Genomic DNA, 18,204 nt, shown 5'->3' with positions numbered 1-18,204 from the left:
GAACGGTCACCGACCGTCGAGGGTTGGGCCTCGGTCAGTCGCGCGAGAGGCGCTGCTCGAGGACGTAGGCGAGCACGATGCACACGACGAGCACCATCCCCGGGGGCAGGAACCGCGCGGCCCCCTCGAGCTGCAGCCACTCGTACGGCGCGACGGTGAACTCGAAGAACGACAGTTCGAGCAGGTAGCGCACGATCGGCAGCACGCCGAAGACGATGCCGACCACCCCGACGAGGTTGATGACGAAGCGCGAGCGCGCCCCGGTGTCCTGCGGGTCGCTCACGCCCGGTCCTCTCCGTCGATGAGATGCTGCTGCCCGAACATCTGGGCCGTGGCCCGCGCGGTGGGCGAGCCGGCGTCGAGGTCGGCGCCCGCAGCGACGAGCGCCCGGACGACCTCGTCCTCGCCCTTGAACATCGCCCCGGCCACCGGTGACTGGTCGCGGTCGTTGCGGCAGTCGACGTCGGCGCCCCGGTCGACGAGGGTCGCGACCGTGTCGAGGTGGCCGTGGTAGGCCGCGAGCATGACGAGCGTGTTGCCGGCGGGGTCCTGCTGGTCGAGCGGGAAGCCGTGGTCGAGGAACTCGACGAGGTCGCTCGTGCGCCCGTCGCGGGCCATGTCCATCGCGACCGCGACGATCTGCTCCAGCTGCTCCGGTGTGAGCGGCGACTCGGTCATGCCACCAACCTACGGGTCGCCCAGTGCCGGGCGAGGCACCACCCGGCTGCGGCGCCGAGGACGTGCCACGCGGCGTGTCCCTGGAGCCGGCTCGTCGGGTCGCAGAGCAGACCCGCCTGGTCGAGCAGCCAGAGGGCGTATGCCGTCACGAGCAGTCCCAGCCCGACGTGCAGCCAAGGCGCGCCACCGTCACGACCCCGGGCGGCCACGAGCTCGAGGACGATGCCGGGCAGCAGGACGGCGGCGAAGAGCACCCGCCGCGACTCGGGCCACAGCCAGAGCAGGACGCCGAGGACGACGAGGAGGGCGACGCCGCCGACGACAGCCACGCGCGGCGTGACCCGACCCCGGCGCACGAGGGCACCGGCGAGCAGGACGACGCCGACGGCATACATCGGGAGGACGTCAGCGAACTGGCCCCACAGCGTCAGGGTCGCGTGGAAGGCGAAGCTGCCGACCCCGACGGCGACGAGGGCCACCCCGAGGAGCGGCACGAGGACCCGCTCGGGACGGGCGTCGGGACGCACGAGCACGGCCGCCGCGACCCCGGCCACGACGAACGCGAGCGACGACCATGCGTTGGCCGGCTGGGCGATCCCGTCGGGACGGACGAGCTCGCAGAAGCAGCGGGTCGCGAGGCACGTCGCGCCGTCAGCGGGCATGCCGCGACCGTAGCCCCAGGCCGCCCGTGTTAGATACGTCCATGGCCACCACCTCCCTCGGAGACACCACCGTCCACACCGTCGGCGACCTGCCGGCCGTGGGCACCCCCGCCCCGGCGTTCACGCTGACGGGCACGAACCTGCGCGACGACGTGACGCTGCCTGCCGGCACGCGCGTGGTCCTCAACATCTTCCCGAGCGTCGACACCGGCGTCTGCGCAGCGAGCGTCCGTCGCTTCAACGAGCTCGCCGCCGGCCTCGACAACGCGTCGGTCGTCTGCGTGTCGGCCGACCTACCGTTCGCGCTGAACCGCTTCTGCGGCGCCGAGGGCATCGACAACGTCGTCGCGGCGTCCTCGTTCCGATCCGGCTTCGGCTACGACTACGGCGTGCGCATGGAGAACGGCGGCTTCGCCGGCCTGCTCGCCCGTGCGGTCGTCGTCATCGACGCCGACGGCACCGTCGCGCACACCGAGATCGTCCCGTCCATCGGGCAGGAGCCCGACTACGACGCCGCCATCGCCGCCCTGTCCTGAGGCGCGTCCTGACGCGCGGGTGAAGCCGCGGACGCTGCGCACGAGCAGCGGCCAGCAGCCGGCGACGAGCATCCAGACGGCGATGCCGACCATGAGGTCGGAGGTCTCGACGTGCTCGCTGAGCGGGCCGGCGAGGACGTTGCCGAGGGGTAGCGCGACGAACGAGATGAGCACGTCCCACGAGACGACGCGGGCGAGCCGGTCGTGGGGCACGCCCTGCTGGATGGCGGTCTGCCACCCGACGTCGAAGTAGAGCAGGCCGGCCTGCGCAACGAGGGCGAGCGCCATGATCGCGACGAGCCCGCCGGGCCAGGCGAACCCGAGCGGGAAGAGCGGGAAGAGGCCGAGGGCGGCGAAGGCCCAGAGGAGCATCCGACGCGGCTGGACCCGCATCCCGACGAGCCCGCCCACGAGCCCACCGACGCCGAGGGCCGCCGTGATGAGCCCGAGGGCGTGGGCGCCGCCGAGGTCGCGCACGGCGGTCACCTCGACGAGGACGATGAAGACCCCACTGGCCACGTGGAACATCGCCGCCGCGAGGAGGCTCGTCCACAGCCAGTCGCGGCCGCGGATCTCGGCGAGGCCCTCCCGGATCTCGGTCAGCAGGCCGGTGCGCTCCGCGAGGTGGTCGGCGCGCGCCCGGAGCCGGGCGACGCACACGGCCGACCAGAGGAACGTCAGCGCGTTGACCGTGAAGCCGGCGACCGGGCCGAACCGGGCGACGACGAGGCCTGCGAGGACCGGACCGCCCACCTGGGCGCTGGACTGGAGGAAGCTGATGGCGCCGTTGGCGGTCTGGAGCGCCGTGGCCGGCACGATGAGCGGCCGCAGCGAGACGAAGGCCGGGTAGAAGAACGCGCCGGCGCCGGCCGTGACGGCGGCCAGACCGGCGAGGAGGGCGACGGGCGGGTCGCCGAGCGCGAAGGCGAGCGCCATGCCGGCGACGGACCCGGCGCGCGTCAGGTCGGCGACGACCATGATCCGGTGGGGCGTGACGCGGTCGGCCCAGACACCACCGACGAGGGTGCACAGGAGGCGCGCCACCACGGCGCTCGCGAGCACGACGCCGAGCTCGCCCGCTCCCCCGCCACCGAGGACGACCGCCACCGACAGCGCGATCGGGTTGAACGCGTCACCGATCCACGAGAGGCCCTGGCCCGCCAGCAGGAGCCGGACGTCGCGGAGGGCGAGGAGATCACGCATCGTCATGACCTCAAGGATAGTTAGACGTCTGACTATCTGTCAACGAATAGTCAGGACCCGCACTCGCTGGGCGGGTTCCTCTGCGAGACTGAGGGCATGGCGAGAGCGCGGCAGGACTCGGTCGACCGGCACGTCGCGCGCTGGAGCGGCCTGCTCGAGGACATGGACCCCGAGGTCGAGGGCGCCGTCACGCGCATGCAGGCGATCACCAAGCGGCTCAAGGCCGCCGACCACGCGAGCTACGCCGGCACGGACGACACGATCGAGGACTACCGCACGCTCCACGCGCTCATGATCCAGCCCTACCCCGAGGAGGCGACGCCCGCCCAGCTCGCCGACGCGTGCGGCGTGACCCGCGCTGCGATGACCTCGCGCGTCGACCGGCTCGTCCAGCGTGGCCACGCGACCCGGGAGATCGACCCCGTCGACCGCCGCCGCATCCTCATCCGGCCGACACCGTCAGGACGAGCGCTGTGGGAGAAGGGGATCGAGGCCGGCATGGCTCGGGAGCAGGAGGCCTTCTCGGGCCTCACCGCCAAGGAGCTCGCCGCCCTCAACGGCCTCCTGCGCAAGGTCGTCCTCCACCTCGAGGAAGGGGCCTGAGCCATCGGGATGCGGGTCAGGGCGTGTCGTCGTCGACCCAGTCGAGGGTGCGCTCGACGGCCTTCTTCCACGTGCGGAAGAGGCGCTCCCGTTCTGCCTCGTCCATCTGAGGGGTCCAGCGGCGGTCCTCACCCCAGTTCTCGCGGATCTCGTCGGTGCTCTCCCAGTAGCCGACGGCGAGGCCCGCGGCATACGCGGCCCCGAGGGCGGTCGTCTCGGCCACGACGGGTCGCACGACGTCGACGCCGAGCAGGTCCGCCTGGAACTGCATGAGCGTCTCGTTGACGACCATGCCGCCGTCGACCCGCAGCTCGGTGAGGGGCACGCCGGAGTCGGCGTTCATCGCCTCGAGGACCTCGCGCGTCTGGAAGGCCGTGGCCTCCAAGGCTGCTCGCGCGATGTGCCCCTTGTTGACGAAGCGCGTGAGACCGACGAGCGCGCCCCGTGCGTCGGGGCGCCAGTGCGGGGCGAAGAGGCCCGAGAAGGCCGGCACGAAGTAGGCGCCGCCGTTGTCGTCGACGCTCGCGGCGAGGGCCTCGACCTCCTTGGCGTCCTTGATGAGGCCGAGGTTGTCGCGCAGCCACTGGACGAGCGACCCGGTGACGGCGATGGAGCCCTCGAGGGCGTAGACGGGCTTCTCCTCACCGAGCTGGTAGCAGACGGTCGTCAGCAGCCCGTTCTCCGACGCGACGATCTCCTCGCCCGTGTTGAGGAGCATGAAGTTGCCGGTCCCGTAGGTGTTCTTGGCCGTGCCGACATCGAGGCACGCCTGTCCGAACGTCGCCGCCTGCTGGTCGCCGAGGATGCCGGCGACCGGGACGTCGATGAGGATGCCCGGCTTGCACGAGCCGTAGACCTCGGACGAGGAGCGGATCTCGGGGAGCATCGCGAGCGGGATCCCGATCGCCTCGGCGGCCGACGCGTCCCAGTCGAGGGTGCGCAGGTCCATCAGGAGGGTCCGCGAGGCGTTCGTGACGTCGGTGACGTGGACGCCGCCGTCGGCCGCGCCGCCCGTGAGGTTCCAGAGCAGCCACGTGTCGATGGTGCCGAAGAGCAGCTCACCCGCCTCGGCGCGCTCGCGGGCGCCGTCGACGTGGTCGAGGATCCAGCGCGCCTTGGGGCCGGCGAAGTACGTCGCGAGCGGGAGGCCCGTGACGTCCTTGAAGCGCTCGATGCCGCCGTCGCGGGCCAGCTCGTCGCAGATCGCCTGGGTGCGGGTGTCCTGCCAGACGATGGCGTTGTGGATCGGCCGACCGGTCGCCCGCTCCCAGACGACGGTCGTCTCGCGCTGGTTGGTGATGCCGACCGCGGCGACGTGCGTGGCGTTGAGGTTGGCCTTGCCGAGCACTCCGCCGACGACGACGCGGGTGTTCTGCCAGATCTCCATCGGGTCGTGCTCGACCCAGCCGGCCCGGGGGAAGATCTGCCGGTGCTCCATCTGGTCGACGGCCACGACCCGACCCCTGCGGTCGAAGACCATGGCCCGGGTGCTCGTCGTCCCCTGGTCGATCGACACGACATGGCTGCGCTGCTCCGTCGGCATGACCAGACCGTACCGTCGGCGCGCCCGGACGTCACCCATCAACTCCTCACGGGACTGAATCCCTCTGTGCTCCAATCACATTCGCTGTGGATAGACTGTGCAGTCCAGTCGAACACATGTTCTGATCGGACATGCCCTTCGTCGACGCCCCACCCTCCGCCCTGGAGGCGATGCTGACGGCGTTGATCGTGCATGCCGGGCACACGCCGTCCGCCCGCAACCCGCTTCCCACGCTCCTGGCGGCAGCCGAGTCCAGCCTCGGCCACATCGAGCGGCTCGAGGCCGAGAGGGCGCGGCTCGAGGGACGGATCATCGAGGCGTAGGCCGCCCTCCACACCGTCGAGGAGCAGCAGGCAGCGGTTCTGGTGACATCGTCGCCCGTGCCCATCACGGTCACCCACCGCCGTCACCAACGCGCAGTCGCTGAGCAGGGGGGTGCCACAACCCCAAGACGGCACGGCTCTGGTCAGCCGCCCGACGACCCTCGACCCTCCTAGGGTCGTCTACAGCTCGCCGCGTCCGAGCTGGCGGTGGCGCTCACGCGCCTCCGCCACGCGGCTGACCGCGTCGCACCGTCCGCACACGATGATCGTCTCCTCGTCGCGGCTCTCACGGCGCCACCGGTGGCCGGCGAACTGGCAGATGATCCACATGAGTCTCACCCGCCCAGTGTCGCCCCAGCTCGGCGTCTACTGCACGCCGATGAGAACCGCGGCGTCGTGAGCCGCGGCACGGGCGTAGAAGTCGCGCAGCTGCTGGACGTTCGGCATGAGGTACTCGTCGAGGATGTCGCTCTCGTCCCAGATCTGGGGGTAGATGTCGAGGCGCTGCATCTCCTCGGGGTCAAAGCGAGCGCGGAGCTCTGCGTCGGTGACCACGCCCAGCGCCTCGGCCACCTCACGGACGAGGTCGGGCTCGAGCAGCCGCGGGGGCCCGTAGCCGTCGTCCCCACCGACCTCACGGCCGCCGAGGACGGCTCCGCCGAGGGGGTTGTCCGTGCCCCAGGCCGCACCCGTCAGCAGGAAGTGGACGCCGTGCCACGCCTTGTCGAGATCGAGCCAGCCGTCGCTGCCGTCCTCGTCATCGTCCTCGTCCTCGTCGTCGACCTCGTCGAGGATCAGGTCGTTCGCGATCGAAGGGTCCGCGAGGAGACTCGCGAGCTGCTCGGAGTCCAGCTCCCGTGCCACCACCGTCATGCCCATGGCGCCGAGGGTACGGGCTGACCGCCCCGTGAACAGCCCGGAGTCGACACCGGATCTGGCTCGTTAGAGTGTCGTTCTCGGCACCGACGCGAAGGGGAACCGATGACGAGCCCAGTGCGGCTGGACACGGACTACCGGGCGCGGGCGTGGAAGCGCCTCGCCACCAAGCAGTTCGACGTGCTCGTCGTGGGTGGCGGGGTGACGGGCGGCGGGGTCGCCCTCGACGCGGCCACCCGCGGCCTCTCGACGGCACTCGTCGAGCAGCGCGACTTCGCCTCGGGCACCTCGTCGCGCTCGTCGAAGCTCTTCCACGGCGGTCTGCGCTATCTCGAGCAGATGAACTTCGACCTCGTGCGCGAGGCGCTCAAGGAGCGCGAGCTCATGCTGAGCCGCATCGCCCCGCACCTCGTCAAGCCCGTCTCCTTCCTCTACCCGCTGACCAACCGCGGCTGGGAGCGGCCCTACGTCACCGCTGGCCTGACCCTCTACGACTCGATGGGCGGCGCCCGCTCGGTCCCGCGCCACAAGCAGCTGACCCGCACCGGCGCGCTCAAGCTCGCTCCGGCCCTCAAGCGCGAGGCCCTCACCGGTGGGCTCCTCTACTACGACGCCCAGGCCGACGACGCCCGCCACACGCTGACGACGGTCCGCACCGCTGCGGCCTACGGCGCGACCGTCGTCGCCTCCGCCCGGGTCGTCGAGCTGCTGCGCGCAGGCGAGCGGGTCGTCGGAGCCCTCGTCGAGGACGTCGAGACGGGCGAGCGCACCGAGGTCCGGGCGTCCGTGGTCATCAACTGCACCGGCGTGTGGACCGACGACATCCAGACGATGGCGGGCGGTCGCGGCCGCTTCCACGTGCGCGCGAGCAAGGGCGTGCACATCGTCGTCGCCCGCGACCGGATCAACTCCGAGACCGGCCTCATCCTGCGCACCGAGAAGTCGGTCCTCTTCGTCATCCCGTGGGGCACCCACTGGATCATCGGCACGACCGACACCGACTGGGAGCTCGACCTCGCCCACCCGGCGGCGACCCGGGCCGACATCGACTACATCCTCGAGCACATCAACACCGTGCTCAAGGTGCCGCTGACGCACGACGACATCCAGGGCGTCTACGCCGGTCTGCGGCCCCTCCTCTCGGGCGAGAGCGAGGACACGAGCCAGCTCTCGCGCGAGCACGCCGTGGCCCGCCCGCAGCCCGGTCTCATCTCCATCGCGGGCGGCAAGTACACGACCTACCGCGTCATGGCCGCCGACGCCGTGGACGCCGCACGCGAGGACATCGGTGGCGACGTCTCCGACAGCGTCACGGAGTTCATCCCGCTCTCGGGCGCCGAGGGCTACGTCGCGCTCGTCAACCAGATCGACCGGCTCGCGCGCCACCAGGACCTCCCGGTCTGGCGCATCACGCACCTGCTCGAGCGCTACGGCTCGCTCGTCCACGAGCTCTTCGCCCTCGCCGAGGACGACCGCTCGCTCTACGAGCCGCTCCCCGGCGCGGAGGAGTACCTCCGGGTCGAGGCGCTGTATGCCGCCACGCACGAGGGCGCGCTGCACCTGGACGACGTGCTGGCCCGCCGCACCCGCATCTCCATCGAGACCTCGAGCCGCGGCGCCGACAGCGCCCGCGCCGTGGCCGAGATCGTGGCGCCGGTGCTCGGGTGGGACGCCGAGCGGGTCGAGGCCGAGGTGTCCGGCTACATCGCCCGGGTCGAGGCCGAGCTCGAGTCGCAGAAGGAGCTCGCCGACTCCGAGGCCAACGCCGAACGACTGAGCGCCCCCGACGTGCGCCGCATCCCGGTGAGCCGGGCGCCCGAGCAGGCCTGACGGACCGAACGCTCGACAACAGCTCCGAAGGGCGTCCTCGTTCCTAGACTGACGGGATGAGGACTCGACGCGGCCGGACCGCGATGCGGGCGACCCCCGCCGTCGTGGGCGCCGTCGCGGCGGTCGCCATGCTCGTCGCGGGCTGCGGCACGCCCAACCCGACCGCACAGGCCCGGCTCGAGGGGCACGCGACCGGGCACACGACCGGGCACACGACCGGGTCTGCCAGCGCCACCGACCACCCGACGACGGCCGCCACCGGTCACGCCGCCAAGCCCGTCGCCCCTGCCAAGCCGGCCGCGCTCCGGGCCGGCGAGTCGATGCGGACCGTGACGTCCCCGGTCTCCTACACGCCGAAGGCCCCGACGACCGGCACCGACGACTACCGGTGCTTCGTCCTCGACCCGCAGGTGACGCGCGACGCGTTCGTCACCGGATTCGACATCGCCCCGGGCCAGCCACAGGAGGTGCACCACGTCATCCTCTTCCGCGTGCCACCGTCCGCGGCCGCCGCGGCCCGCGCCCGGGACGCCGAGTCCGGCGGCAACGGCTGGACCTGCTTCGGCGGCACCGGACTCGGCTCGCGTGGCGCCAGCCTCGACGACGCGCCGTGGGTCGGCGCCTGGGCACCGGGGGGGCGCGAGAACGTCCTGCCGGCCGACGTCGGCATCCCCATGCAGCGCGGCTCCCTGCTCGTCATGCAGGTGCACTACAACCTCCGGCACGGCGTGACGCCCGACCGCACCTCGGTCAAGCTGCGCCTCTCGTCCTCGTCGAAGCTCAAGCCGCTCGAGACGATGCTCTACCCCGCGCCGGTCGAGCTGCCTTGTCGCGCAGGCAAGTCCGGGCCACTGTGCGACCGCAACGCGGCCGTCGCCGACGTCACCGAGCGCTTCGGCGCCATGTCGTCGCCCATCGTCAACGGCCTGCTGCTCGTCTGCAACGGCACGCTCATCCCGACCCCTGGCGCGACCCAGTCCTGCACGCGCCGCGTCGAGCAGGCCGCGACGATCCGTGCCGTGGCCGGCCACATGCACCTGCTCGGCTCGTCCCTGCGCATCGACCTCAACCCGGGCACGGCTCGCGCCAGGACGCTCCTCGACATCACGGTCTGGGACTTCGACAACCAGGGCTCGGTCCCGATCCCGGCGACGGCGATCCGCCCCGGCGACTCGATCCGGGTCAGCTGCACGCACGACCAGGCCTGGCGCGACAAGCTGCCCGACCTCCAGGGCCTGCCCGAGCGTTACGTCGTCTGGGGCGAGGGCACGACCGACGAGATGTGCCTCGGCCTGCTCAGCGTCACACGTCCCTGAGCGCCCCGGCCGTGCACAATGAGGCCGTGAAGACTGACGTCCTCGTCGTCGGCGGTGCCGGCGTCGACACCATCGTGCGCGTCGAGACGCTCCCCGTCCCGTTCGCCGACTCGCACGTCGTCCCGCCGATCGACACCGTCGTGGGCCACACGGGCAGCGGGGTGGCGCTCGGCTGCCACCGGCTCGGGCTCGCCACGCGCTTCGTCGACGTCATCGGCGACGACCACGAGGGCCGGATGCTGCTCGACCGCTTCGCGGCCGAGGGCCTCGCCTTCGACCACGTCGTCGACGGGAGCGGCACGCGTCGCGCCGTGAACCTCGTCGACGCGGCGGGACGCCGGATGTCCTTCTACGACCCGCGCCACCCCTACGACCTCGCTCCCGACCCGGCGCTCTGGCGCGGACCACTCGAGGAGGCGCGGCACGTCCACGCCTCGATCATGCCGTGGACGGTCGGTGCCCTCGAGGACGCCGCCGCCGCGGGAGCCACGACGTCGACCGATCTGCACGACTGGGACGGCCGCAACCCGCACCACCGCCCGTTCGCGTATGCCGCCGACCTCGTCTTCGTGTCGGGCTCGCGCCTGCACGGGGTCGAGGACGACGTCGTCGCCGACGTGCTCGACCGCGGGCGGGCGCGGCTCGTCGTCGTCATGGACGGCGCCCGCGGCAGCCGGGTGACGGTGCGCGAGGGCGGGTCGTTCGCCGTGGCTGCCGTCGACCTCGAGGGCCGTCCGGCCGTCGACTCGAACGGCGCGGGCGACGCGTACGTCTCGGCGTTCCTGCACGCGTGGCTGGCCGGAGGCGACGCCCGCGCGGCGGCCCGGGCCGGCACCGTCGCGGGCGCGTGGGCCTGCGGCACCGCCGGGACGCACTCGAGCCTCATCGACCCGGCCGAGCTCGCCCGCCGGCTGTCGGTCCACTACGGCGGCACCGGCCGGGACTGAGCACCCGACCGGACCGCCTCGGCGCTCACTCCGACGGTGCGTCGTCCGACGTCCCGCTGCCGATGTTGACCATCCAGCCGATGCCGAACCGGTCGGTCAGCATGCCGAACTCGTCGCCCCACGCCTGCTTCTCGAGGGGCATCATGACGGTGCCGCCGTCGGCGAGCTTGTCCCAGTAGCCGTGCAGCTCGTCGGTGTCGTCGCCGCTCAGGCTGACCGAGATGTTGGTGCCCGGCTGGTAGGGCATCTGCTCGGGGGTGTCCGACGCCATGATCGTGTAGCCGCTCGGCGTCTCGAGCTGGGCGTGCATGACGTTGTCGGCATTCGGCCCGCTGTCGCCGAACTCGCCGAACGTCGACACCGTCAGCTCGCCGCCGAAGACGGACCTGTAGAACTCCATCGCCGCTCTGGCGTCGTCCTTGAAACCGATGTAGGGGTTGAGGCGGGATGCCATGGCCGTGCTCCTCTCGGGTGAAGCGGATCCTTCACGGTAGGACCGCCGACCGACAGCCGCGGCCGCTTTCAGTACGAGCGTCGCGACCGGGCTGCTCCCCGGTTCGAGCCGAGAGGAGCCTGGGTCCGGCCGTCGTCGGTCGGTCCCAGGCCGCCCTGGCAGCCGGGGCAGTAGAACATCGTGCGTTCGCGCGTGGGCTCGCCGATCATCGCGACCCGCACCGTCGCGCCGCAGCGCCGGCACGGCCGACCGCTCCGCGCGTGGACGTAGTGCGCCTCGTCGAGGCGCTGGCTCCCGGTGCTCGACTGCACCGCGTGGCGCCGGCCGTTGTCGATGAGGAGGTGTGCCCGGGCCACGACCCGCTCGACGGTCTCGCGGCCGAGCTCGTCGGCGACGCTCCACGGCGGCACCTTCTCGAGGAAGAGCGTCTCGGCACACCACATGGTGCCGACGCCCGCGAGGTTGCGCTGGTCGAGCAGCGCCTGCCCGACGGGGACGTGGGCGGCGGCGACGTTGGCGACGGCTCGCTCGAGGTCCCAGTCGGGGCCGAGCACGTCGGGCCCGAGGTGGCCCACGAGGTCGCTCTCACGCGCGGTCGGCACGAGGTCGAGCATGCCGAGGCGCAGCCCGAGCGCGGTCCAGTCGGGCGCCGCGACGAGGGCCCGCAGCTGCGGGTTGCGCCGCCACCGGGCGGGCAGGCCGGCCGTCGCCTCGACGCGCCACTGACCCTCCATGCGCAGGTGCGAGTGCAGGGTCAGACCACCCTCGACGCGGTGCAGCACGTGCTTGCCCCGGCTGACGACCTCGAGCGTCGTGCGGCCGGTGAGGTCGGCGGTCGCGATCTCGCCCGGCCAGCGCAGGTCGGACTCGACGATCTCGCGGCCGGCGAGGGCCTGGTCGAGCCGGGTGGCCGTGCGCCACACGGTGTCTCCCTCGGGCACGCCACCTCCTGATCACCGGTCGTTCACCTGCGCGGTCGCGCGCCCGTCCAGCCTATTCACATCTCCCGACTACCTTCGCCGGGTGCGTGACCTCTCCGTCGTCGTGTCCGCCCACGGCTCCTGCGACCGGGTGGCCGCGTGCCTCGGTGCGCTGGCGGCCCAGACCCTCCCGGCCGACCGGTTCGAGGTCGTCGTCGTGCTCCACGGCCCGGGGTCGAGCGCCCGGGACGCCGTCGAGCGCGCGGCGCGGGGACCGTTGGCGGGCCACGAGGTCGAGCTCGTCGACGCCGTCGCCGGCTCCCCGGGCGCCGCCCGCAACGTCGGCGTCGGGCTCGCGCGCGCCCCGTGGACAACGTTCGTCGACGGCACCGACGCGGTCGCGCCGACGCACCTCGAGACGTTGTACGCCGTCCGCCACCGCGAGCGCATCGTCGTCAGCACCACGCCGGCGGGCGACGACGCCCCGCGCCATGTCGCGCCGCACCTCGCGGCGGAGAGCCTGCGCGGGCGGCGCGGCAGGCTCTACCCGACCCGGTGGCTCGTCGACACCCCGTTCGTCGAGGGTCTCTGCGGCAGCGAGGACACGGTGCTCCACGGGCAGCTGCTCAGCCGGTTCGACCGCCAGTTCGCCGAGCTCGACCTGACGCCTGCCCCTCTCGGCACGCCCGACCACCGGACCGGCGCTGCGGTCGACGTCGACCCCGACGCGGCCGTCCGCTCCCACCTGGCCGTCCTCACGGCCCTGACGACCGGGACGCAGGCCGACCCTGCCGACCGGACCGCGGTCACGAACGCCCTCGTGGCCGCGGAGGTCGCCGACCTGCGGCAGGTCGCCGAGACCCACCCCGGCGGCCGGGCCCACGTCGAGGCCGCGCTCCGCCACGCCGGCATCCCCGGCATCACCTCCCTCGACCCGGCCCACGTCGACGGGACCGCCGACGGCTTCGGCCTCTTCCACACGCCACCGTCCGACGCCCGGTCCCTCGTCGTCGTCGCGGGCAGCGCCGGGTCCGTCAACGCGCACGCGCGGATGCTCGGCTTCCTCGCCCGCAGCGGTCACGGCATCCGCGTCCTGCACTACCGAGGTCGGCTCAAGCAGAGCTTGCGCAGGCTGCCCGACACGCATCGCATCGAGGTGCTCCCCACCTCGCTCGGCTGGATCGAGTCCCGGCTCACGGCCGGCGGGCCCCGCCACCGACGGATCGCGCTCCGGGCCTCGCAGGAGGGCCTGCGCCTGGGACGGCGCGCGCTCCCCGAGCTCGTGCCCGCCCGGCTGGCCGCACCCGCCTACGGCCGCGTCGACACCCGCGCGGCCGCGCTGCTCGCCGAGCCGGGCACGCGGGTCGTCCTCGACCGCGCCGGCTCGACCCTGCTGCGCACGTGGGGCGACGACAGTCCCACCGTCGGCGCGCACGAGCTCGCCGGCCTCGTGCTGCGCACGGCCGCCAGCCAGCTGCGGGGCTCGCTCGCCGACGCGCACGCCGCCCGTGCGGCATCGCGCCTCCTGCGCGACCAGCCCGCACGCACCCGGGTCGAGCTCGACCCCGAGCTGTGGACGATGGTGGCCTACCGGCTGCTCCGCGCGGGGCGGCTCGAGGCTGCGACCGCCCTGCTCGACGACCGGGAGGCCCTTTTCGGCGAGCTCCCCCACCCGGCACTCCGGGCGCTGCACGCCGTCCTCACCGGGGTCGACCCCGGGACCGTCGACGTCGTCGGCGCCGCCCGGGTGACGCTGCGTCACACGGACGAGGCGCTCGCGGACGGCGACCTCGACCGCGCCGCCTTCCTCACGACGGTCGCGCTCGACCTGCTCTTCACGCGGCGCCTGCACACGGCAGAGACGCGCTCGGCGATCGTGTCGGAGCCGGACACCTTCCTCGCGCCCCTGCGCGAGACCGAGGTCGGGCGCCTGCTCGGTCTGCGCACCCCGAGCCCGACCACCCGTCAGGCCACGCCGCCCGGAAGCGGCCGACCGCGCGTCACCGTGCTGCCGGGCGCCTACCCGAAGTTCGCCTCCGCGGTCGTCGCCGGGCTCGCCGAGCACGCCGACGTCGAGGTGCTCGACCTCTCGGCCCGGCAGAAGCGCTTCGCCAACACCGGCGTCGACCCCGTGACGGTGCGCGAGCGGCTGCTCGCCGCGACCGGACACCCCCCGGCCCTCGACCTCGCCACCGCGGAGGCGCTCTCGGCCGACGTCGTCTTCGTCGACTGGGCCGACAAGGGCCTGACCTGGGTCACGCAGGTCGTGCCCGAGGGGACGCGCATCGTCGTGCGTCTCCACGGCGTCGACACCCTGAGCGCCTGGCTGCACACCGCCGAGTGGGACAAGGTCGACGACGTGGTCTTCCCGAGCGACCACCTGCGGCGCGCGGCCGCGGCGGCGCTGGGAGGACGTCTGGACGGCATACGCCAGCACGTCGTCGCCAACCCCGTCGACGTCGAGCGCTACGTGCTGCCCAAGACCGACGCCGCCCGCACGACGCTCGGGATGGTCGGCTGGGCGCAGCAGGTCAAGGACCCGTTGTGGACCCTCGACGTGCTCGCCGCGCTGCGGCGGCAGGACCCGCGCTGGCGGCTGCGGCTCATCGGCACGGACTTCGCCGTCGACGACCCCAACCCCGTCGAGCGGGAGGCCGCGCGCGCCTTCCACGCCCGGCTCGCCGACCCGCTCGTCGCCGACGGCGTCGACTTCGTCGGCTACACGACCCGGCTGCCCGAGCACCTCCGCGAGGTCGGGTGGGCCGTCAGCTCGAGCCGCAGGGAGGGCTTCCACATCGGCCTCGTCGAGATGGCGGCGAGCGGCGCCGTGCCCGTCGTGCGCGACTGGCCGGTGTATGCCGGCATCGGAGGGGCCACGGGCCTCTTCCCCGCCGACTGGGTGTCCACCACCCCGGCCGAGGCCGCCGAGCGGATCCTGCGGGTCAGCGGCTCCGGCACGTGGGACGACGCGAGCGGGCGCACCGTCGACACGGTGCGCGAGCGCTTCAGCGGGACGGACTCGGCAGAGCGGCTGCGGCGGATCGTGCTGGGAGAGCGCTGATCCGGCGCAGCACCTGCACCGCTGCGCTGACGTGCTCGATGGGCGAGCGGTGGTCGAGGGGCTGCTCGTCGAGCGCGCTGCCCTCCTCGACGACACCCCACACCTGGGTGCCGCTGCCGCGGTAGTCGCTCCACTTCGACGGCAGGAAGGGGTTGGGCGCCCCGGGCGGGCTCACCGCGTCGTTGACGAGGAGGCAGTCCATCCGGCGCGAGAGCGCGAGGAACTCGAGGTAGCCGACGAAGGGCCCGACGCGGACGCAGTCGGCGAGACCGCGGCCGACGACGACGTCGTGCAGCTCCTCCGGCTTCGAGGTGAAGACGTGGAGCATGACGCGGTCGCGCGACTCGCGAGGGAGGAGGGCCAGGGCGTCGAGCACCCCGGAGACGCCGCGGTTGGCGTAGAAGTTGCCGAAGTAGCCGATGTGCCGACGGCCCGGATCGAGCTGGTAGGTGGACGGTTTCGCGTCATAGAGCGCGGCCGGCGGGGTCGGGTGCGGTGACACGACGGCGACCGTCTCGACCCGGGCCGCGAGGTCCCGGTCGTGGCAGCGCTCGAGCATGACGTCGCGCTGTCGCGTGTTCGTGAACATCACCGAGTCCGCGAGGGCGAACGCCGCGACCTCGCACCACTCGAACGCGTTGAGGCCGGTGGGCGGGCGGAACCCGGCCGCCTCGACCGCCGACCGCAGCCTCGCGAGGGTGCGGTCGTCGTGGGCGGGCGCTGCCCGCACCTGACCGAGGACGTCGTGCGACAGGGGGTCGGAGAACTCGGCGTCCCAGTGGATCCCGGGTCGCGCGGTCTTCAGCGCGACCGCGAGGAAGTGGGAGGCCGCGAACTGCGCTCTGCTGTAGACGGACTCGTACTCCCCCTGGAGCGACTCCCAGCGGAGGAAGGTCTCGAGGCCCAGGTGCTGGTAGTCGACGATCGAGCCCCACGAGCTGAAGGCCGTCCGCGACGGGACTGCGGCGAAGCGCCGGACGAGGCCGCCACAGAGCTGGACGAGGTCGGGGTCCTGGTGGCGGATCGAGTCCATCGCGTTGCAGATGACGTCGACGGGCTCGCCGCGGTCGTGGACCCTCTTGGCCGCGACGACGGCAGCCGTGTCGCTGTAGGGCGGGAAGCAGTAGGACGCGACGAGGCGCCGGGCGGGGGTCGTCATGACGGCCTCTCAGACGGTGACGTGGACGGTGGGGTCGCCGTGGAAGGCGAGCACCCCGCGGCGGGAGAGCAGCTCGACGTCCGAGATCGGCCACGTGTGGCCGTCCGGCGTCGTCGCACGCACCGACACGAAGTTGAAGCGGTCGGTCGAGTAGATGCGCCCGCCCTCGGCACGCACCTTGTCGAGGAACGTCGTGTCGACGCGGCGCGGCAGGTCCTCGAAGCCCAGCCGTGCGGCGAGGCCGCGCTCGAGGAGCAGCGTCCCGCCCTGGACGAGGTCGACGTAACGGTGCTCGGCGTCGGGGAAGCGCAGCAGGGTCGCCCCGGTCGCGGTGAGGTGGGCGTAGTGCGCCCACTTCCCGACGACGGCGGCGTCGGTGTAGTCGAAGGCCCGGACGAGGTCGCGGAGGTAGTGCTCCGCGTAGACGTTGTCGTCGTCCATCTTGGCGACGTAGCGACCCGAGGCGTGCTCGACGCCCGCGTTCATGCACGCCCCGAGGGTGTCTGCGGAGGGACGCCCCACGACGACCACGCGGGTCGGGTCGAGCCCGGCGGCCTCGGCCCGGCGTCGCACGTCGTCCTCGTGGAGCTCGAAGCCGTGCGTCACGAGGACGAGCTCGAGGTCCTCGTGAGCCTGCGCCGCCGTGAAACCCAGCACGTGGTCGACCTGAGCCGGACGCATCGTCGGGACGACCGCCGAGACACTGAGGTCGCGGGCCGGCGTCTCGAGGCCGACGGCGGCGAGCACCGTGTCGATGCGGTGGCCGTAGGTGTGGGCGTCGAGCACCCGGCGGTGGGCGCGCAGCCCGAGCCGGTCGCGGTAGTCCTCGTGCTGGAGCAGCGCCCGCAGCTCACGGGTCGTCTCCTCGGCGCTGTGCGTGACGCGGACCGTGTCCCCGAAGAAGGGCTCGACCGACGCGGCCGGCCCGGACAGCACCGGTGTCTGCGCGGCCGAGAGCTCGAACAGCCGACGGGCGCACATCGTCGGCGACTCCGTCACCGAGTTGACGTTGAGGAAGACCTTGTAGGCCGTGTAGGCGCCGAGCATGCGACGGTACGGGAGGCTCCCGACGAGCGCGGCGGCATACGCCCTCGGGAACTGGTAGCGCGGGTCACGGCCGGCGAGGCGAGAGAAGACCTCGAGCCCGAGCGGCAGCGCCGGCTCGAGGACGTACGCCATCTGCGCCCGGCGCTCGTCGTGCTTGTCGGCGAAGTAGCTGCCGGCGAAGGCGACCTCCCGGCTGCGGCCGGCTCCATGACGCACCGGGGTGTGGATGCGCGGCTGGGCCCCGAAGGGCAGCAAGCCGATCCGCGAGTGACCGAGGTCCCGCTCGTAGTCGGGGATGCGCCCCGCGTCGACGGTGAAGACGTGGTCGAAGAGGCGGGCCGTCTCGACGAAGAGGTCGTAGTTGGGCGGGTCCTCCTTGTTCCAGAAGACCGTCGGGACCCCCATCGACCGGCAGTGCTCGACGAGCGCGCGCAGCTCGGGCGACGTCCCGGCGTCGGTCGTCATCGCGAGGCGCCACGTGCCCCCGTTGCCCGCCCACGCCGACTCGACGAAGAGGACGTCCACCGGGTGGGCCGCCAGCTGGTCGCGCCAGTCCTGCGGCGTCACACAGACCTGGGTCCACTCGTAGCCGAGGGCGAGCTGCGAGAAGTCGTCGAGGACCACCGCCGCGACGACCTCCGGACGTGCCACCGGACCGCTCGGGATCTCAGGTCGCGGCAGGTCGACGCGTAGCCGCGCCGACCTCACCCGGGGCAGCCGCCGCTCGACCTCCGTGCGCATCTTGCGCGGAAGCGCCTGTCGCGCTTGGGGATCCCGCGCCGCCCGCACTGCAGCGGTGCGGGCTCGGTCGAGGTCGGACAGCAGCTGCTGCCGCGTGTTCACCACAAACTTCTCTCTCTGTTCGACTGACGTTCCGCCCGGGCCGGTCCGCCGTTGGGAGTGGGACTGCAACGTTCGGTGCGTGACCTCCAGACTCGGCGCCAGTGTGGCATCCGCTCTTGGCGCCCCCGGTCCACGCGATGCAACGGGGAGCCGAACACTTGGTGACGTCCCGACCACGACGGCACTGCTCGTCGCGAACCTCC

Annotated in this window: 17 protein-coding genes and 1 pseudogene; 7 read left to right on the top strand and 11 right to left on the bottom strand. The window is 72.7% G+C overall.

What is annotated here, in order from left to right:
• Positions 1-34: 34 nt before the first annotated feature.
• Genes ACSQ2D_RS02315 through ACSQ2D_RS02305 form a run of 3 tightly spaced genes read right to left on the bottom strand, consistent with a single transcriptional unit; the run spans position 35 to position 1,340 of the window.
• Entirely contained in the window at positions 35-283 is a 249-nt protein-coding gene (locus tag ACSQ2D_RS02315) for a hypothetical protein (RefSeq protein WP_435984412.1), read from the bottom strand.
• A complete protein-coding gene (locus ACSQ2D_RS02310; protein WP_435984411.1) occupies positions 280-678 on the bottom strand; it encodes an ankyrin repeat domain-containing protein in 399 nt (132 codons plus the stop codon). Before ACSQ2D_RS02310 ends, ACSQ2D_RS02315 begins: the two co-directional genes overlap by 4 nt.
• Complete coding sequence (locus ACSQ2D_RS02305; RefSeq protein ID WP_435984410.1) at positions 675-1,340, bottom strand: ceramidase domain-containing protein; 666 nt, start codon at positions 1,338-1,340, stop codon at positions 675-677. The genes ACSQ2D_RS02310 and ACSQ2D_RS02305 overlap by 4 nt, the downstream gene beginning before the upstream one ends.
• Before the next feature lie 41 nt (positions 1,341-1,381).
• On the opposite strand from ACSQ2D_RS02305, the gene tpx reads away from it, so the two are divergent.
• Entirely contained in the window at positions 1,382-1,876 is a 495-nt protein-coding gene (tpx, locus tag ACSQ2D_RS02300) for a thiol peroxidase (RefSeq protein WP_435984409.1), read from the top strand.
• Between the two features lie 63 nt (positions 1,877-1,939).
• Here the strand turns inward: tpx and ACSQ2D_RS02295 are convergent.
• Positions 1,940-3,079 (bottom strand): annotated as a pseudogene (locus ACSQ2D_RS02295) (MFS transporter); the annotation flags it as partial.
• 96 nt (positions 3,080-3,175) lie between these two features.
• Here ACSQ2D_RS02295 and ACSQ2D_RS02290 point away from each other — a divergent pair.
• Complete coding sequence (locus tag ACSQ2D_RS02290; protein ID WP_435984408.1) at positions 3,176-3,682, top strand: MarR family winged helix-turn-helix transcriptional regulator; 507 nt, start codon at positions 3,176-3,178, stop codon at positions 3,680-3,682.
• Positions 3,683-3,698: 16 nt separating this feature from the next.
• Here ACSQ2D_RS02290 and glpK read toward each other — a convergent pair whose 3' ends face one another.
• Positions 3,699-5,225, bottom strand: a complete 1,527-nt coding sequence (gene glpK, locus ACSQ2D_RS02285) for a glycerol kinase GlpK (protein ID WP_435984407.1) — start codon at positions 5,223-5,225, stop codon at positions 3,699-3,701.
• 131 nt (positions 5,226-5,356) lie between these two features.
• Here glpK and ACSQ2D_RS02280 point away from each other — a divergent pair, with 131 nt between their 5' ends.
• Complete coding sequence (locus ACSQ2D_RS02280) at positions 5,357-5,548, top strand: hypothetical protein (protein ID WP_435984406.1); 192 nt, start codon at positions 5,357-5,359, stop codon at positions 5,546-5,548.
• Positions 5,549-5,728: 180 nt separating this feature from the next.
• Here the strand turns inward: ACSQ2D_RS02280 and ACSQ2D_RS02275 are convergent, their stop codons facing one another.
• Both ACSQ2D_RS02275 and ACSQ2D_RS02270 read right to left on the bottom strand, forming a co-directional pair.
• Positions 5,729-5,887 carry a DUF1660 family phage protein gene (locus ACSQ2D_RS02275; RefSeq protein ID WP_435984405.1) on the bottom strand — a complete coding sequence of 53 codons (159 nt, stop codon included), beginning with the start codon at positions 5,885-5,887 and terminating at the stop codon, positions 5,729-5,731.
• 27 nt (positions 5,888-5,914) lie between these two features.
• Positions 5,915-6,427, bottom strand: coding sequence for a YfbM family protein (locus ACSQ2D_RS02270; RefSeq protein ID WP_435984404.1), 513 nt, complete (start codon positions 6,425-6,427; stop codon positions 5,915-5,917).
• 102 nt (positions 6,428-6,529) lie between these two features.
• Between ACSQ2D_RS02270 and ACSQ2D_RS02265 the strand changes: the two genes are divergently transcribed.
• The 3 genes from ACSQ2D_RS02265 to ACSQ2D_RS02255 are packed head-to-tail and all read left to right on the top strand — an operon-like array spanning position 6,530 to position 10,517.
• Positions 6,530-8,254, top strand: a complete 1,725-nt coding sequence (locus tag ACSQ2D_RS02265; RefSeq protein WP_435984403.1) for a glycerol-3-phosphate dehydrogenase/oxidase — start codon at positions 6,530-6,532, stop codon at positions 8,252-8,254.
• 56 nt (positions 8,255-8,310) lie between these two features.
• Positions 8,311-9,570, top strand: a complete 1,260-nt coding sequence (locus tag ACSQ2D_RS02260; RefSeq protein ID WP_435984402.1) for a hypothetical protein — start codon at positions 8,311-8,313, stop codon at positions 9,568-9,570.
• A gap of 26 nt (positions 9,571-9,596) precedes the next feature.
• On the top strand, positions 9,597-10,517 hold the full coding sequence (locus ACSQ2D_RS02255; protein WP_435984401.1) for a carbohydrate kinase family protein: 921 nt from the start codon (positions 9,597-9,599) through the stop codon (positions 10,515-10,517).
• Positions 10,518-10,542: 25 nt separating this feature from the next.
• On the opposite strand, the gene ACSQ2D_RS02250 is transcribed toward ACSQ2D_RS02255, so the two are convergent.
• Together ACSQ2D_RS02250 and ACSQ2D_RS02245 are read right to left on the bottom strand one after the other, a co-directional pair.
• Positions 10,543-10,971, bottom strand: coding sequence for a VOC family protein (locus ACSQ2D_RS02250; RefSeq protein ID WP_435984400.1), 429 nt, complete (start codon positions 10,969-10,971; stop codon positions 10,543-10,545).
• A gap of 68 nt (positions 10,972-11,039) precedes the next feature.
• On the bottom strand, positions 11,040-11,912 hold the full coding sequence (locus ACSQ2D_RS02245; protein WP_435984399.1) for a DNA-formamidopyrimidine glycosylase family protein: 873 nt from the start codon (positions 11,910-11,912) through the stop codon (positions 11,040-11,042).
• Positions 11,913-11,994: 82 nt separating this feature from the next.
• Between ACSQ2D_RS02245 and ACSQ2D_RS02240 the strand changes: the two genes are divergently transcribed.
• The gene (locus ACSQ2D_RS02240) at positions 11,995-14,952 is read left to right on the top strand and encodes a glycosyltransferase (protein WP_435984398.1); all 2,958 of its coding nucleotides are present in this window, start codon (positions 11,995-11,997) and stop codon (positions 14,950-14,952) included.
• Here the strand turns inward: ACSQ2D_RS02240 and ACSQ2D_RS02235 are convergent.
• Positions 14,897-16,111 (bottom strand): hypothetical protein, encoded by a 1,215-nt coding sequence (locus tag ACSQ2D_RS02235; protein ID WP_435984397.1) that lies wholly within the window; start codon positions 16,109-16,111, stop codon positions 14,897-14,899. The two genes, ACSQ2D_RS02240 and ACSQ2D_RS02235, sit on opposite strands and share 56 nt — an antisense overlap.
• A 9-nt stretch (positions 16,112-16,120) precedes the next feature.
• On the bottom strand, positions 16,121-18,001 hold the full coding sequence (locus ACSQ2D_RS02230; protein ID WP_435984396.1) for a glycosyltransferase family protein: 1,881 nt from the start codon (positions 17,999-18,001) through the stop codon (positions 16,121-16,123).
• Between the last annotated feature and the right edge of the window lie 203 nt (positions 18,002-18,204).

It is taken from the genome of Terrabacter sp. LjRoot27 (assembly GCF_964254175.1).
Taxonomy (GTDB): Bacteria; Actinomycetota; Actinomycetes; order Actinomycetales; family Dermatophilaceae; genus Terrabacter.
Note: the sequence above shows the minus strand (reverse complement) of the source record. Positions and strands in the feature narration are given on the sequence as shown.